Annotated in this window: 12 protein-coding genes and 1 pseudogene; 4 read left to right on the forward strand and 9 right to left on the reverse strand. The window is 64.7% G+C overall.

The window, feature by feature from the left end; all coding sequences use genetic code 11:
• Nucleotides 1-44: 44 nt before the first annotated feature.
• Entirely contained in the window at nt 45-1,094 is a 1,050-nt protein-coding gene (locus E2E27_RS17975) for a LysR family transcriptional regulator (protein WP_011415069.1), read from the reverse strand.
• A 32-nt stretch (nt 1,095-1,126) separates the two neighbouring features.
• Here E2E27_RS17975 and E2E27_RS17980 point away from each other — a divergent pair, with 32 nt between their 5' ends.
• Nucleotides 1,127-2,272, forward strand: coding sequence for a CaiB/BaiF CoA transferase family protein (locus E2E27_RS17980; protein WP_041685272.1), 1,146 nt, complete (start codon nt 1,127-1,129; stop codon nt 2,270-2,272).
• A 386-nt stretch (nt 2,273-2,658) separates the two neighbouring features.
• Here the strand turns inward: E2E27_RS17980 and E2E27_RS18875 are convergent, their stop codons facing one another.
• From E2E27_RS18875 to E2E27_RS18025, 8 genes are all read right to left on the reverse strand, one after another.
• Entirely contained in the window at nt 2,659-2,835 is a 177-nt protein-coding gene (locus E2E27_RS18875; protein WP_181443687.1) for a hypothetical protein, read from the reverse strand.
• 72 nt (nt 2,836-2,907) lie between these two features.
• On the reverse strand, nt 2,908-3,672 hold the full coding sequence (locus tag E2E27_RS17990) for an IS6-like element IS6100 family transposase (RefSeq protein WP_001389365.1): 765 nt from the start codon (nt 3,670-3,672) through the stop codon (nt 2,908-2,910).
• A 32-nt stretch (nt 3,673-3,704) separates the two neighbouring features.
• Entirely contained in the window at nt 3,705-4,493 is a 789-nt protein-coding gene (locus E2E27_RS18000) for a helix-turn-helix domain-containing protein (protein ID WP_232333060.1), read from the reverse strand.
• A gap of 70 nt (nt 4,494-4,563) precedes the next feature.
• A complete protein-coding gene (locus E2E27_RS18005; protein ID WP_232333061.1) occupies nt 4,564-5,874 on the reverse strand; it encodes an MFS transporter in 1,311 nt (436 codons plus the stop codon).
• Nucleotides 5,858-6,832 (reverse strand): alpha/beta hydrolase, encoded by a 975-nt coding sequence (locus E2E27_RS18010; protein WP_141462123.1) that lies wholly within the window; start codon nt 6,830-6,832, stop codon nt 5,858-5,860. The genes E2E27_RS18005 and E2E27_RS18010 overlap by 17 nt, the downstream gene beginning before the upstream one ends.
• Before the next feature lie 31 nt (nt 6,833-6,863).
• Nucleotides 6,864-8,267, reverse strand: a complete 1,404-nt coding sequence (locus tag E2E27_RS18015; protein ID WP_141462126.1) for an FAD-binding oxidoreductase — start codon at nt 8,265-8,267, stop codon at nt 6,864-6,866.
• An 8-nt stretch (nt 8,268-8,275) separates the two neighbouring features.
• Nucleotides 8,276-10,315 carry a TonB-dependent receptor gene (locus E2E27_RS18020; protein ID WP_141462128.1) on the reverse strand — a complete coding sequence of 680 codons (2,040 nt, stop codon included), beginning with the start codon at nt 10,313-10,315 and terminating at the stop codon, nt 8,276-8,278.
• A 156-nt stretch (nt 10,316-10,471) separates the two neighbouring features.
• Nucleotides 10,472-11,959, reverse strand: coding sequence for a carboxylesterase/lipase family protein (locus E2E27_RS18025; protein ID WP_141462130.1), 1,488 nt, complete (start codon nt 11,957-11,959; stop codon nt 10,472-10,474).
• Between the two features lie 277 nt (nt 11,960-12,236).
• On the opposite strand from E2E27_RS18025, the gene E2E27_RS18030 reads away from it, so the two are divergent.
• The 3 genes and pseudogenes from E2E27_RS18030 to E2E27_RS18045 all read left to right on the forward strand — a co-directional run bounded on the left by E2E27_RS18030 (nt 12,237) and on the right by E2E27_RS18045 (nt 15,269).
• Complete coding sequence (locus E2E27_RS18030) at nt 12,237-12,632, forward strand: Hsp20/alpha crystallin family protein (RefSeq protein ID WP_198046083.1); 396 nt, start codon at nt 12,237-12,239, stop codon at nt 12,630-12,632.
• Nucleotides 12,629-14,455 (forward strand): annotated as a pseudogene (gene lon / locus E2E27_RS18035) (endopeptidase La); the annotation flags it as partial. The gene E2E27_RS18030 and the pseudogene lon, both read left to right, overlap by 4 nt.
• 49 nt (nt 14,456-14,504) lie before the next feature.
• On the forward strand, nt 14,505-15,269 hold the full coding sequence (locus tag E2E27_RS18045; RefSeq protein ID WP_001389365.1) for an IS6-like element IS6100 family transposase: 765 nt from the start codon (nt 14,505-14,507) through the stop codon (nt 15,267-15,269).
• Nucleotides 15,270-15,274 lie beyond the last annotated feature (5 nt).

The following is a 15,274-nucleotide window of genomic DNA, read 5'->3' on the forward strand; positions in this document are numbered from 1 at the left end:
CGACGGATGCAGCGGATTTCCGATCGCACCCCGCCCCCTTGCCGTTAATCCGATGGTGCGGTGCGCCATGCCTGACGAACAAGGCTGACGAGCGCACGGCCAGCCGGTTTTACCTGCCAGCGGCTACGCACAGCATAACAAAGCGTCAATGGATCGAATAAACCGATTCCCTCCAAGGCCACGAAATTGGCGCGAAACCATGAGTTCTCGGTGAACTGTTTTGCAACCATCCCGATAGCATCGGATGTGGCAACGATCCGTCGAACCAATTGAAAATAGTCTGTCATGTGGATCCAGTCAGCGGGACGCTTACCGCTTTTTTCGTACATCTGCTGAATGATCGATGTGTAGGGTTCGGAAGATGAGGGCACTACGAATTCGAACTGGACCAGCGGCTCCTTGCTGGTCGGGTTTATCCCCAGAATGGGATGATTGTTCCGCACAAAAGGCAGTATTTCGATCGAGGCGACCCGCTCGCACTTGAATTCCGGCCAGCGTGCAAAGGCCGCTTCAAGTCCAAAGGCGACATCGATATCGCCGCGCGACAGGAGTCGCACGCCCCTTTCGCTGTTGCCCGAAACGACTTCGACGCGCACTGCCGGATGGCGCCGCAGCAAAGAAACCAGAGGTTGGGTGAGCAACCAGTCGATTGACCCTGGGAACAGTCCGATTCGAAGCGGGCCCGCATAGGCGTCGGCGCGGCGGGCTGTATCTCCGAGTAGTTCAGCTGCGTCGGCAAGCAAGCGCGCTGCGCGATCGATAAATTCGCGTCCCTCCTCTGTCGGCATCGCGCCCCGTGAGGTCCGATGGAAAAGGGAATAGCCAAGATACCGTTCGAGTTCAGCGACACTCTTGGTCACCGCCGACTGCGTGACACCAACCGCATCCGCTGCCCTGGAGAAGGAACGAAGCTGACCAACCGCGACGGCATGCTTGAGGCGAGAATCGAGCATGGACATGCCCCACAGGAATAATTGCTCCAGAGAATGAATTAGGCGAATCAAGGTCATTTTGCCAATCTTACTTTCGACACTGCCGCCCAGCACGACTGCAACCCGTCTCGAAATCTGGAGCGGCGAAACGGCCTGGATCAAAGCGCCAAGGTCTCAGACGCAGGTATGCCTGAATGACGAAAACTGGTCCGCTTGCAGGCCTCAAAATACTCGAAATTGCGGGCATCGGCCCGGCGCCGTTTTGCGGAATGCTGTTGGCCGACCTTGGCGCCGATGTCGTCGTCATTGAACGCGTAAGCCCTAACTCCGAGAATATCGATCTTGGCAGCGGCGCCATTGTGAACCGCGGGAAACGTGTAATTGCCTTGGATCTGAAGTCCCCCGAAGGCGTCGCGCATGTCCTGGATCTCGTCCAAAGGGGCGATGTACTGATCGAAGGCATGCGGCCTGGGGTGATGGAGAGGCTCGGCCTTGGTCCCGAGGTTTGCCTAGCGCGTAACCCCCGCCTTGTATTCGGTCGCATGACGGGTTGGGGGCAGCAGGGACCTCTCGCCCAAGCGGCCGGCCATGACATCAACTATATCGCGCTGTCAGGAGCCCTTTGGTATGCTGGGCATCCTGGTGAACCGCCAATGGCGCCGCCAAGCCTGGTAGGCGATATTGGGGGTGGAGCGCTTTATTTGGCCATCGGCGTCCTCGCAGCGGCAATGCACGCCCGGGATACCGGGAATGGGCAAGTGGTTGACGCCGCGATCGTCGATGGGAGCGCTCACATGATGAACTTGCTCCTGAGCCTGAAGGCCGCCGGCCAGGTTGCCAGCATACGCGGCTGCAGCATCCTTGACGGCCCTCACTGGTACTCGACCTATCGGTGCGCCGACGGGAATTTCATCTCAGTCGGATCACTCGAGCCCAAGTTCTATGCGCTGCTTTGCAAAAAGCTGGGGTTGGCCGGCGATAGCAGTTTTGACGACGGCTATGATCGTGATGCCTGGCCCGAGCTCAAGCAGCGTTTTAGCGAGATATTCGCCATGCGGACACGGGAAGAATGGCGCGCACTGCTGGAAGGCAGCGATGCCTGCTTTGCCCCCGTGCTTGATCCGGACGAAGCGGCGCGCCATCCTCATATGGCAGCGCGAGGCGTCTATCGGGAGATCGACAATATCCTTCAGGCAATGCCGGCGCCACGTTTTTCGGGCTCGTCACTACCGATCCCCGGACCGATCCCGCTGCATCATGAAGATCCGAGTACAATTCGGCGGGGCTGGAGCAAACCGGACCGCTGCGGGATTACCGCCAGAACCGACTGTTGCGAGTAGTCGGTTGGCATGGTGGGCGGCCAGCGGCCCGACACGAACGGTGATTTCATAACTATGAACCAATGCGACGCTCCGCTTCGCTGCATTCAAATCAAAGGAGACAACGACACACAGGCACGTCAAACTATCCGATGATTCCTGTACGCCACGCCGGAACGGCGATTGCGGACGTGTCCACGGGACGTTGTTCGCATCGTGATTCGCTCGGCGCTTGAAATCAATGCTCGCCCCGGATGTGACGACGCCGATGGGATTTCCACTGCGGCGGCCACGGCCAATGTCCTGGCGTGAGGGCTTCGGTCATCGACCGATTCGACCGTCCGAATGCGGTCTTTTGGCGCGCCTGAGAATCCGCATCAGAGTTGAGTGCGCGTTGTTCGGGAATCTCATTTAAATATTTGTAAAAACGTAATAATATAGATAATAACTCCAACCTGTATCCAGTGTGGAGTAATGGTCGCAGGGCGTGAACTTACGCCCTTATGGATGCGTCGAAGTCCTTCAGTTTGAATCTCAGGAAATTGCGGCTTGCGATGCGCATCACGCAAGAAGCGCTCGCCCATGATGCGGGCACGAGCAGCGGCTCTGTTGCAAAGATTGGCGGCAGTCAGAGGTAGGCTGTCGCTCTGCGCCGATCAGGCGGCTGCTGCGAAATGGTGGTTGAGCATGCCCATGGCCTCCGTCAGCGCCGAGGGCCCAATGCCAAAAGCTCTCTCCACAAGGCGCACCTCGCCCCTGATGCCGGGCTGCAGGCACCAGGGGCGAGCCTGTCCTTTGCGCAGGGCTCGCATGACTTCGAATCCCTTGATCGTGGCATAGGCCGTGGGGATCGATTTGAAACCGCGCACCGGCTTGATCAGTATCTTGAGCTTTCCGTGATCGGCCTCGATCACGTTATTGAGATACTTCACCTGCCGGTGGGCCGTCTCCCGGTCCAGCTTTCCTTCGCGCTTCAATTCGGTGATCGCTGCACCATAGCTCGGCGCTTTGTCGGTATTGAGCGTGGCAGGCTTTTCCCAGTGCTTCAGGCCTCGCAGGGCCTTGCCCAGGAACCGCTTCGCTGCCTTGGCGCTGCGGGTCGGCGACAGGTAGAAATCGATCGTGTCGCCCCGCTTGTCGACTGCCCGGTACAGGTAGGTCCACTTGCCCCGCACCTTGACGTAGGTTTCATCCAGGCGCCAGCTCGGATCAAAGCCACGCCGCCAGAACCAGCGCAGCCGCTTCTCCATCTCCGGGGCGTAGCACTGGACCCAGCGATAGATCGTCGTATGGTCGACCGAAATGCCGCGTTCCGCCAGCATTTCCTCAAGGTCGCGATAGCTGATCGGATAGCGACAATACCAGCGCACCGCCCACAGGATCACATCACCCTGGAAATGGCGCCACTTGAAATCCGTCATCGTTCCGTCCGTCCAATCTCCGCCAAGCATGCTCAAGCTTCACGATTTTTGCAACAGAGCCTCCGCGCGCGATACTGGGTCGGCGCGGTGCCGAAGCGGCGACTGAAGGCGCGGGTGAAGCTGGCATTGTTGAGATAGCCGCAGCGATAGCCGACCGATGCGACCGGCAGGTCGGTCGACAGGAGCAGCATCTTCGCACCCTCGAGCCGTTTCTCGGCCAGCGCATCGGCGATCGAACAGTCGAACATGTCGCGGAAACCGCGGGTCAGCTTGGCGCGGTTGAGACCGCAGGCGCGCGACAGCGTGTCGAGCGTCAGCTTCTCCGCCCAGCGCTCGTCGATCATCGACCTTGCATTGAGGATGCGGCGGCTGTCCTCCTGTGACAAATGGCTCTCCCCCAGCACCGGAACCAGCGCGCTGTCCCCGATCAGGCGCAGCGTATCGCACAGCAATTCGATGCTCTTGGCGAGACGGTAGGGCTCGCGCGCGCCTTCGGGCATGTCGCAGTCGCGGATGGCCAGGGCGATCTCGCGCAGTTCGCGGGTGATGTGGAAGGCGCCGTCGCGCCCCTCGGGCAGCGCGCCGAACAGCCGCTCGATCGCCGAGGCGGAGACGATCAGGAGAAGCTGGTCGTCGCCGAGCGTCGCGGCGGAGGGATCGGCATGCCAGCGGACCGTGGCAGGGGTACCGACGCAGCCGAGCGTGTAGCTGAGCGCAACCGGTTCGGCCGGCCAGGGGCGTTGCGGCAACGCGCCCGCGCCTACCATTGCCGCCATCTCGTGGGAGACCTGTACCCAGTCCCGCTCGACCATCCAGCGCATCCTCTCATCCTATCGAGGAAAAGCTAGACCTTCCTGATAGGTTTGTCGAGACCTATCAGAAAGGTAAAGGTCATGTGGCGAGCGAGGTCGAATCGCGCGGCGCGTGGCGCATCGCCAGGGGGAAGGCGAGCGAGGCGATCGCCGTGATCACGACGCCGACGATCGCGAGCGCGGTGCCCAGATGGCTCTCCCCGCCCAGCAGGCCGCTGACCAGCGTGATCAGCGGCGGCGCCACGCCGAAGCCGAGGACGCCGGCCAGCGCCACGAACAGCCCAATGCAGAATCCGCGCAGCTCGTTGGGCAGCAGGACCGTGATGGTGACGCCGACGATCAGCCCGGCGGCTGTGCCGCAGAACAGGAAGAGCCCGAGCATCAGCGCGAAACTGGGCACGTCGGGGGCGAGCGGGAAAAGTGACATCGGCACCGACAGGGTCGTCGCCGCGATCGCGCCGATCAGGATGCCGCCACGGCGCGGAAGGCGATGGCCCCAGTCGGCGACAAGACCGCCCAGGATCGATCCGATCACGCCGGCGGCGAAGACGACCAGGCCCATCCACTGGGCGAACTGATCGGGCTGGAGCCCATAGCTGCGGCTCAGCACCGGCGCGGCCCAGATGCCGGCGGCGGTATCGATCATCGCGACCGAGAGCTGGCCGGCGAACAAGGGAAGGATGAAGGCACGCCGGTCCCAAAGTTCGCGCATCGCGACCGAGAAGGGAGCATCGGCGCCCGCGACCGTCTCGCGCCGGGCCGGCTCGCGGACGAACAGCAGCGGCAGGCACACGATCACGCCGATCGCGGCCACGGCGAGATGGACCCCGCGCCAAGGCGCGACCGGGCCGATCCATGCGGGAAGCACCATCGTGCCGAGCATGCCGAACAGCCAGCCGCCCAGCGCGAACGCACCCGCGCTGCCGCCCCATTTGCCGAGCGTCAGGACCAGCATCGCGCTGCCGCGCTGGGTCGGCGGGCACATGTCGGCCGCGATCGAGATAGCGGCGGTGACCGAACAGAAGCCGCCCACCGCGACGAACATCCGGGCGATGAACAGCCCGGTGACGCTGTCGGCGAAGGCGGTCAGCACCAGCCCGATCGTCCAGCCGAGCACCAGCAGGAGCAGGAGCCGCATCCGGTTGCTGCTGTCGACCAGTCGTCCGATCGGCACCGCCAGCACGGCGAGCGGCGCCGCCGCGCCCACGCCCTGGATGAAGCCGAGCTGGTTGTCTGTCAGGCCCAGTTCGGCCTTGGCGGCCTCCTGGACGATGCTGAAAAGGAAGATCGACATCGTGCCGATGGCCAGCGCCAGCGCCAGGGCGAACAGCGCGGGCAGCGCGGCGGACAGGCGCGGTTCGGCGCGCGTTGGGTCAGGTGCGAGGGGCAAGGAACCTCCTGAGGGCCGACTGGCTGAGCTGCCGCGCCTGCCGGCTGACATAGGCGTCGGCCTGCAGTTCGAAGGCGTGGAAGGCTCCGGGAAAAAGATGGAATTCGATCGGCACGCCTGCGCGGGCGAGGCGGCGCGCATAATCGAGATTCTCCTCCAGGAAGAGATCGAGCGCTCCGGCGTAGAGGAAGGTCGGCGGCAGGCCTGACAGGTCGGTCGCGCGGGCGGGCGCCGCATAGGGCGAAACGTCGGCGCCGCCGGGCGCATGGCCGAGCAGGGCTTCCCAGCCGAAGCGGTTCTTTTCCGGCGTCCAGACATATTCGCCGACGAAGGGATGGGGTTCGGCGCCGCTGCCGTTGCGATCGTCGAGCATCGGATAGATGAGCTGCTGGAAGGCGAGGGGATATTCGCCGCGGTCGCGCGCCAGCAGCGCCAGCGCCGCGGCAAGGCCGCCGCCCGCGCTTTCGCCCATCACGCCGATCCGGGCCGTATCGAAACCCTGTTCGGCGGCGTTGGCGAAGACCCAGGCAAGGCCGGCATAGCAGTCCTCGATCGAGCCGGGAAACACGGTCTCGGGCGCGAGCCGATAGTCGACCGAGACGATCGCGCAGTTCAGCTCGATCGCCAGCGGCCCGTTGGACATGTCCCCCTGATCCGCGGTGCCGGCGACAAAGCCGCCGCCATGGATGTGATAGATGACGGGAAGCGGGGCGGCGGCCGCGTCCTTCGGTCGCAGGACGCGCAGCTGGATGTCGGGGCCCCCCGCAGGGCCGGCGACGGTCTTCACCTCGATCGCCGCGTCGGTCTGCGCCGGCGGCAGCATCGCCCTCAACTGCTCGCGCAGCGCAGGCAGGCTTTCGCGGCTGAGCTCGCTGTCCGGAAACTGCTCCAGAACGGGCAGGAGTTCGGGGTCGACGAGGTGGCGGCTGTTCTCGGGCAGATCCTTTCCAGCGGACATGACGGAGGCCCGGACGGAACCGGGCCTTCGTTCAAAGCTGGAATATCTTGCCGGGGTTGAACAGGTCCTTCGGGTCGATCGCACGCTTGATCAGCCGCATCATTTCGACCGCGTCACCCAGTTCGTCGACGAGGAACTGCTGCTTGCCCAGACCGATGCCATGTTCGCCGGTACAGGTGCCGTCCATGGCGAGCGCGCGGGCGACGATCCGGTCGTTGAGTGCCTCGACCTCGATCATCTCCTCCGGCCTTTTGGGATCGATCGCGAAGATCACGTGGAAATTGCCGTCGCCGACATGGCCGAGGATCGTCGAGGGTACCGACGACGTCGCAAGATCTTCCTTGGTCTCGACGATGCATTCGGCGAGGCGGCTGATCGGCACGCAGACGTCGGTGGTCCAGCCGACCGCGCCGGGGCGCTGGTTGACCGCGGCGTAATAGGCCTCGTGCCGCGCTTTCCACAGCCGGTTGCGTTCTTCGGGCAGGTTCGACCAGAGGAACTCGCCGCCGCCATTATAGCCGGCGATCTCGCGCACCGTCTCGACCTGCTCCTCGACATAGCGTTCGGAGCCGTGGAATTCGAACAGCAGGGTCGTCTTTTCGGGATAGTCGAGCTTCGAATAGGCGTTGCAGGCCCGAACCTGCGCATCGTCGAGGATCTCGATCCGCGCGACCGGCACGCCGATCTGGATCGACTGGACGACGGTGTCGACCGCGCCCTTGAGGGTCTCGAAGGAGCAGACCGCCGAGGAGATCGCCTCGTGAATGCCGTGCAGGCGCAGGGTGATCTCGGTGATGATGCCCAGCGTGCCTTCGGCGCCGATCATCAGACGGGTCAGGTCGTAGCCCGCCGCCGACTTGCGCGCCCGGCGCGCGGTACGGATCACCTTGCCGTCGGGGGTGACGACGCGCAGCGACAGGATCGCCTCGCGCATCGTACCGTAGCGCACCGCGTTGGTGCCGGACGCACGGGTCGACGCCATGCCGCCGATGGTGGCGTTGGCCCCGGGATCGATCGGGAAGAACAGCCCCTGGTCGCGCAGATGTTCGTTGAGCTGTTCGCGCCGCACCCCCGCCTGGACGGTGCAGTCGAAATCCTCCTGGTTCACCTCGAGGATCGCGTTCATCTCCGACAGGTCGATCGTGAGGCCGCCCTTGACCGGGGTGACGTTGCCCTCGAGCGAGGTGCCGGCGCCGAAGGCTATGATCGGTACCTCGGCGGCGACGCACAGCCTGACCAGCGCCGCCACCTCTTCGGTCGAGCGAACGAAGGCGACCGCATCGGGCAGCACCGGATCGAAATGGGTCTCGCTCGACCCATGCTGGAGGCGGATCGCCTCCCCGGTGCCGAGCCGGTCGCCGACCACCGCACGAACCTCGTCGAGGAAGCCCGTGGGCAGCGGCTTGCGGTCGAAATTGGGCAGGGGCGCGGTCATGGCCTGTCTCAATATTTGAAGGAGGCGCGGACGCCGTAGCGACGACGATCCCCGATGATGCCCAGGTCGGAAGCCGCCGGCAGGCCCGCGAGCAGGGACGCCGTCTTCTCGATGTAGCTCTCGAAATACTTCTTGTTGAGCAGGTTGTTGCCGAAGATCGCCAGCTCGAACGGACCGGTCTTGTAGGTGATCGAGCCGTTGACCAGCGCATAGCCCTTCAGGAAGGTCGGCGTGGTCTCGTTGAGCGTCCCGGCGAGGCGCTTGCCCTTGCCCTGCACGTCGGCGCTGAAGGTCAGCGTGTCGTCGCCGATCGGCACGGCATAGTCGCTCGACAGGCTGAACATGATGTCCGGCTGGAAGGTGAGGCTACCGCTGATCGTCCATTGCTGGGTCGGCCGCACCAGCCCTTCGAGTTCGACGCCGTAGCTTTCGACATCGCCGCTGTTCAGGTCGACCTTGACGAGGCCGGAGGGGAGAGCCGGCGCGACCGAGTTGGGGCCGATATAATCCTTATAGTCGTTGTAGAAGACTGCGGCCGACAGCGAGAGCGCGCGGGTCGAATATTTGGTCCCGGCCTCGTACGTCCAGGCGGAGTCGCCCTTGTAGGTCCGGAATGGCGCGTTGGGGGCGTTGAAGCCACCGCCACGATAACCGCGCGCCACCGAGGCGTAGCTCATCATGCTGGTGTTCCAGTGACGGGTCACGGTCAGCTTGGGCTGGACCTGATCCGATTTGAGGCTGGCATCGGGGAGCGCCGCCCCATTGACGGTGCCCGAAGCCTTGCGGCTTTCATGGTCGTACCGCAGGCCGAGGGCCACTTCCCAATCGATGTTGGGCTTCCAGAATAGCGTGCCGAACGCGGCGTAGGTATTTCCCACGCGCTTGTCGGTCTGCCGTACCACGGCATTTCCGGCGATGACGATAGTGCGCGCCAGCGAGTCCGAGGTCGTTTCGCGGCTGTAGAACAGGCCGAACAAGGTCGAGATCTGGTCGCTCAAGTCGCTTTCGAGGCGAAGCTCGGTCGTTGTCGTGCGCAGGCGGTCGCGGCTGTTGTCGCGGACCGCGTTCAGCGGGCTGAAGTCGGCGTCCGAGTCCGGCGAAACGGTGTTGCGCAGGTCATAGGCTGCCTGAAGGGTCAGCTTGCTGGCGAGTGCTTCGATCGGGGTTTCGATCTTCGCATTGACGCCACGATATTTGTAATTGGCGACACCCAACGCGTTGAACTGGTTGGTGCGCAGATAGTCGGTCGGGCCGGTGACGCGGGCATAGGGGCCATTGGTGCCTTTCACCCAGTCATAATAGCCGCCGATGGTGATCGTCAGGTCTTCGGTTGGCGTCGCGCGGATGGTGGCGTTGATCGAGTCGGTGTTGAACTTGTTCGACTTGCCGCCGATTATGACGTTGTTGATGAAGCCGTCCTGTTCGCGGTGCGACCCGGCGACACGGACCGCCAGCTTGTCTTCGACGATCGGTCCGGCCACCGAAGCGCCGACCTGCCAGGCGTTGTCGGGGCCGGCATAGCTCGCCATGCCGCGCGCTTCGAAGACGTTGCCCGGCTGGCGGGTAATGACGTTGATCGCGCCGCCGAGCGTATTCTTGCCGTAGAGCGTGCCCTGCGGGCCGCGCAGCACCTCGATCCGTTCGACGTCGTTCAGCGGGTTGTTGAGATAGGCGGTGTTGGGACGATAGATGCCGTCGACAAACAGGCCGACACCCGGCTGCACGGTGCTGACGATGGTGACGCCGACGCCGCGGATCGACACGATGGCGCGGCCGGCACCATCGCTGTTGATGTTCAGACCCGGCGACAGAAGGGCTGCCTCGCGGACCGAGTTGATGCTGCGCTTCGCCAACACGTCGCCGGAAACGGCGGTCACCGCGACCGGAACGTCGAGAAGGGTTTCGTTGCGCTTGCGGGCGGTGACGATGATGTCCTGATCGCCGGTCGCTTCCTCGGCCGCGGCGGGGGCGGCCTGCTGCGCGACGGCCGACGAGGCGGCGAGCGCGACGAACGCACATCCCGAGACGAGCATGGTGGTGAAGCGCATCTGTGGTCCTCTCCTGAAACGCGCCGACCTTTGATGATCTGGCGCCAACCAATGAAGAGGACCTATCCGATAGCTTACCTTTCAGAAAAGTCCTGATGCACCGCCGGCTTTGCCGATCGGCTCGGACAATTGACCGGCCCGATCAAGTGTCTGAAATCAAGGAAGAAAGGTCGCCGCCGGCAGGCGTGGTTCGGAACGGGCGAGTCCGTCCGAAATCGAATAGACCAGCCTTTTCTCGCGGTCGAACGGCGACCAGGGCAGGTTGCCGTCGCGGGCGAAGTCGACCCAAAGCCGATGCATGCGATCGGCGAGCTGCTGCGGCGGGGCTTCCCCGACCAGGCCCTGCGCGCCCGTCGCGGTCGCGAGCGTGTCGAACACGAAGGGCAGTTCGACCGCGTGGCAGGAGCCGAGCTCGCCCTTGAAGGCGGGCGAGCGCCAGTCGAACTCGTACATATGCGTCCGGCCCTGATGCTCCTCGGCGAAACGGCGCGCGGGCCAGCGGAAGACGAGGTCGTTCATCGCGTCGGTCAGCGCCTGTCCGGGCTTCACGCCATGCTTCCCCAGGCCATAGGCCTTGAGCACCCTGCGCGCGCCCGGTTGCGATCGGCTGAGCAGGAATGTCGCGAGCAGGCCACCGATCTTGTCGCGCACCCCGGAGGGGACGAGGAAGAGATTCATCTCCTCCGCATTGGTGCCGATCAGGACCTCGACATCGCTCCCCGCGCCGCGCCGCAAAGCTTCGAGCGGTTGGAGCGGAAGGACGTCGTCGCCATGGACGGGCACGAAGCGACTGAGGCCGAACATCGGCTCATGCCCCCTCGAATCGCGCAGGTCGATCCGCGCGGTCGGCGCCGATATCTGCTCGACCGCGTCGAGCGCATCGCCCGGCGCCACGCTGGCGAAGCCGGCCCGGTCGGGCGTCACCCGCAGCAGCTTGGCCAGCTTCTTGACCAGTCGCTGCATCACCGGGATCTCGCGGGTCATGCCGGCATGGCCGCTCTGGATGATAGCGCGGCGGAACAGGCCTTTGGCGAGCGGGGAAGCGATCAGGTCGGCGATCGCCATGGCGCCCGCGGACTCGCCGAACACCGTGATATTGCGCGGATCGCCGCCGAATGCCGCGGCATTCGCGCGCACCCACTGCAGCGCTGCGATCATGTCGCGCAGGCCCAGATTGGTGGGCACGCCCGGGATTGGAAGGAAGCCGTCGATGCCCATGCGGTAGTTGATCGCGAAACAGACCAGACCGGCGCGGGCGAAGGCGGCGCCGTCGCTGATCGACACGTCCTTGCTGCCGATCACGAAGCCGCCGCCGTGGATCCACACCATCACCGGCCGGCCGCCGCCATTGGCCTCGGGCGTCCAGATATTGGCCGACAAATAATCGTCGCCCTGAACCCAGCCGCTGCCGATCAGCGGTGTGACGTCGAGGCCGGGGAATGCCTTGACCCGATGGGGGGCGTTGGGGCCGGGGTCGACCGCGTCGCGCACGCCTTCCCAGGGTTCGGCGGGCGCGGGGGCGGCGAAGCGACGGTCGCCCACCGGCGCGGCCGCATAGGGAACGCCGCGGAAGCGGCGAACGCCCGCTTCGATTGTTCCCCGCACCGTTCCAGCGGTCGTGTCGACGATCGCTCTAGCCATCATGATCTCCTGCACATTTTCGTTCTACCTAACGCATATACGCACCACGGTGCCCGCTATTGCAGTGTGCAGACCGGCTCAATCTGGATGCGCCCCGTCTTGCGGGCCGGAACTTCGGACGCTCCCCGGCGTCGAACGGCGGGACGCTAGGCTCGTTTCGGGCACCGCTTGAAATTGCGGGTCCGCGTTTCCTTATTACGGGGGAGCGGCCGTGCCCCACGGCACACCCCCGGCCGCCGAGAGAGGACGTCACATGAATTCTGGCCGATCGCGGGATTGGATGTGGGCGGAAGCCGTCGACCTGATCGACCGCGTGCAGCGCCTGCATCAGCAGGCCTTCGCCCCGTCGCGGGCGAGCGGCGGCGCGCCCAGTTGGGAGCCGCCGGCCGACATGCTCGAGACCGAGGGCGAACTGCTCGTGCTCGTCGCGCTGCCCGGGGTCGACCTCGACCAGACCGAGGCGTTCATCGACGACGGCGTGCTGGTCGTCCGCGGCTACCGGATCCTGCCTCCCGAACTGCGCATCGCCAAGATCCATCGGCTCGAACTCCCGCAAGGCCGGTTCGAACGACGCCTGCCGCTGCCGCCGGGCCGCTATGACTCGGTTCGCCGGTCGAGCGTGCATGGATGCCTGCTCGTGACGTTGAACAAGGTGAATGGAGGGCTGCGGCGATGACCGACCTGGCCGACAGCAAGACGATCGAGGCGCAGGAGGCACGGACCGACGCCGGTCCCCGCCTGCCCGAACTTCCCGCCGACGCGATGATCATCGTGCCGGTCCGCAACTTCGTGATGTTCCCCGAGGTGGTGATGCCGCTGGCGATCGGCCGGCCGGTGTCGATCAACGCGGCGCAGGCGGCGGTTCGCGAGAGCCGCCCCGTCGGCGTGCTCGCCCAGCGCGACGCCGACGCCAAGGAGCCCGGTCCGCTCGACATGCACCGCATGGGCACCATCGCCAATGTGCTGCGCTACATCACCGGGCCCGACGAGACCCATCACCTGATCGTCCAGGGCGAGACACGCTTCCGCGTCGTCGAATTCCTCGACGGCTGGCCGTTCCTCGTCGCCCGGATCGAGCGCATCGAGGAGCCCGCACCCGAGGGCAACGAGGTCGAGGCGCGCTTCATCAACCTGCGCAACCAGGCGCTGGAGACGGTGGGGCTGCTGCCGCAGGCGCCGCAGGGCCTGGCCGACGCGATCCGCACGATCGCGGCGCCCGGCGCGCTGGCCGACCTGACGGCGGCCTATCTCGATATCGGCGCCAACGAGAAGCAGGACATATTGGAGACGGTCGCGCTGCAGCCGCGCCTCGACAAGGTCATGGCGCTGCTCGCCCAGCGGCTCGAGGTGCTGCGCCTGTCGGCCGAGATCGGCAAGGGCGTGCAGGAGAAGCTCGGCAACCGCCAGCGCGAGCATCTGCTGCGCGAGCAGATGGCCGAGATCCAGCGCCAGCTCGGCGAGGACGAGGGCAATTCGGCCGAGATCGCCGAACTCAGGGAAGCCATCGCCGGAGCCGGCATGCCCGAAGAGGTCGAGAAGCAGGCCACGAAGGAGCTGCGCCGGCTGGAGCGCATGCCCGACGGCGCGGCCGAGCACGGCATCATCCGCACCTATCTCGATTGGCTGACCGAACTGCCCTGGGCGCTGCCCGCGCACAAGGACATCGACATCGCCGAGGCGCGGGCCCAGCTCGACGCCGACCATTATGGGCTGGAGAAGATCAAGAAGCGGATCATCGAATATCTCGCGGTCCGCAAGCTGGCGCCTGAGAGCAAGGCGCCGATCCTGTGCTTCGCGGGCCCCCCGGGGGTCGGCAAGACCTCGCTCGGCCAGTCGATCGCCAAGGCGATGGGGCGCGAGTTCGTCCGCGTCAGCCTGGGCGGCGTCCATGACGAGGCCGAGATACGCGGCCACCGGCGCACCTATATCGGCGCGCTGCCGGGCAACATCATCCAGGCGATCCGCAAGGCGGGCACGCGCGACTGCGTGATGATGCTCGACGAGATCGACAAGCTGGGCCGCGGCGTCCAGGGCGATCCGTCGGCAGCGATGCTGGAGGTTCTCGACCCCGAGCAGAACGGCACCTTCCGCGACAATTATCTCGGCGTGCCCTTCGATCTCAGCCGGGTCGTGTTCATCGCGACCGCCAACATGCTCGACACCATCCCCGGACCGTTGCGCGACCGGATGGAGGTGATCTCGCTCCCCGGCTACACCGAGGAGGAGAAGCTCCACATCGCCCGCCGCTATCTGGTCGGCCGCCAGCTCGAGGCGAACGGGGTGAGCGCCGAGCAGGTCGAGATCGACGATGCCTCGCTGCAGGCGATCATCAGCTTCTACACGCGGGAAGCCGGCGTGCGGAACCTGGAGCGCGAGATCGGCAAGGTGATCCGCCACGCGGCGGTGCGCATCGCCGAGGGCAGCGACACCCATGTCAAGATCGGCGAGAAGGATGTCGTCGAGGTTCTCGGCGGCCATATCTTCGAGGGCTCTGTTGCAAAAATCGTGAAGCTTGAGCATGCTTGGCGGAGATTGGACGGACGGAACGATGACGGATTTCAAGTGGCGCCATTTCCAGGGTGATGTGATCCTGTGGGCGGTGCGCTGGTATTGTCGCTATCCGATCAGCTATCGCGACCTTGAGGAAATGCTGGCGGAACGCGGCATTTCGGTCGACCATACGACGATCTATCGCTGGGTCCAGTGCTACGCCCCGGAGATGGAGAAGCGGCTGCGCTGGTTCTGGCGGCGTGGCTTTGATCCGAGCTGGCGCCTGGATGAAACCTACGTCAAGGTGCGGGGCAAGTGGACCTACCTGTACCGGGCAGTCGACAAGCGGGGCGACACGATCGATTTCTACCTGTCGCCGACCCGCAGCGCCAAGGCAGCGAAGCGGTTCCTGGGCAAGGCCCTGCGAGGCCTGAAGCACTGGGAAAAGCCTGCCACGCTCAATACCGACAAAGCGCCGAGCTATGGTGCAGCGATCACCGAATTGAAGCGCGAAGGAAAGCTGGACCGGGAGACGGCCCACCGGCAGGTGAAGTATCTCAATAACGTGATCGAGGCCGATCACGGAAAGCTCAAGATACTGATCAAGCCGGTGCGCGGTTTCAAATCGATCCCCACGGCCTATGCCACGATCAAGGGATTCGAAGTCATGCGAGCCCTGCGCAAAGGACAGGCTCGCCCCTGGTGCCTGCAGCCCGGCATCAGGGGCGAGGTGCGCCTTGTGGAGAGAGCTTTTGGCATTGGGCCCTCGGCGCTGACGGAGGCCATGGGCATGCTCAACCACCATTTCGCAGCAGCCGCCTGATCGGC

This window comes from Porphyrobacter sp. YT40 (assembly GCF_006542605.1).
GTDB lineage: Bacteria > Pseudomonadota > Alphaproteobacteria > Sphingomonadales > Sphingomonadaceae > Erythrobacter.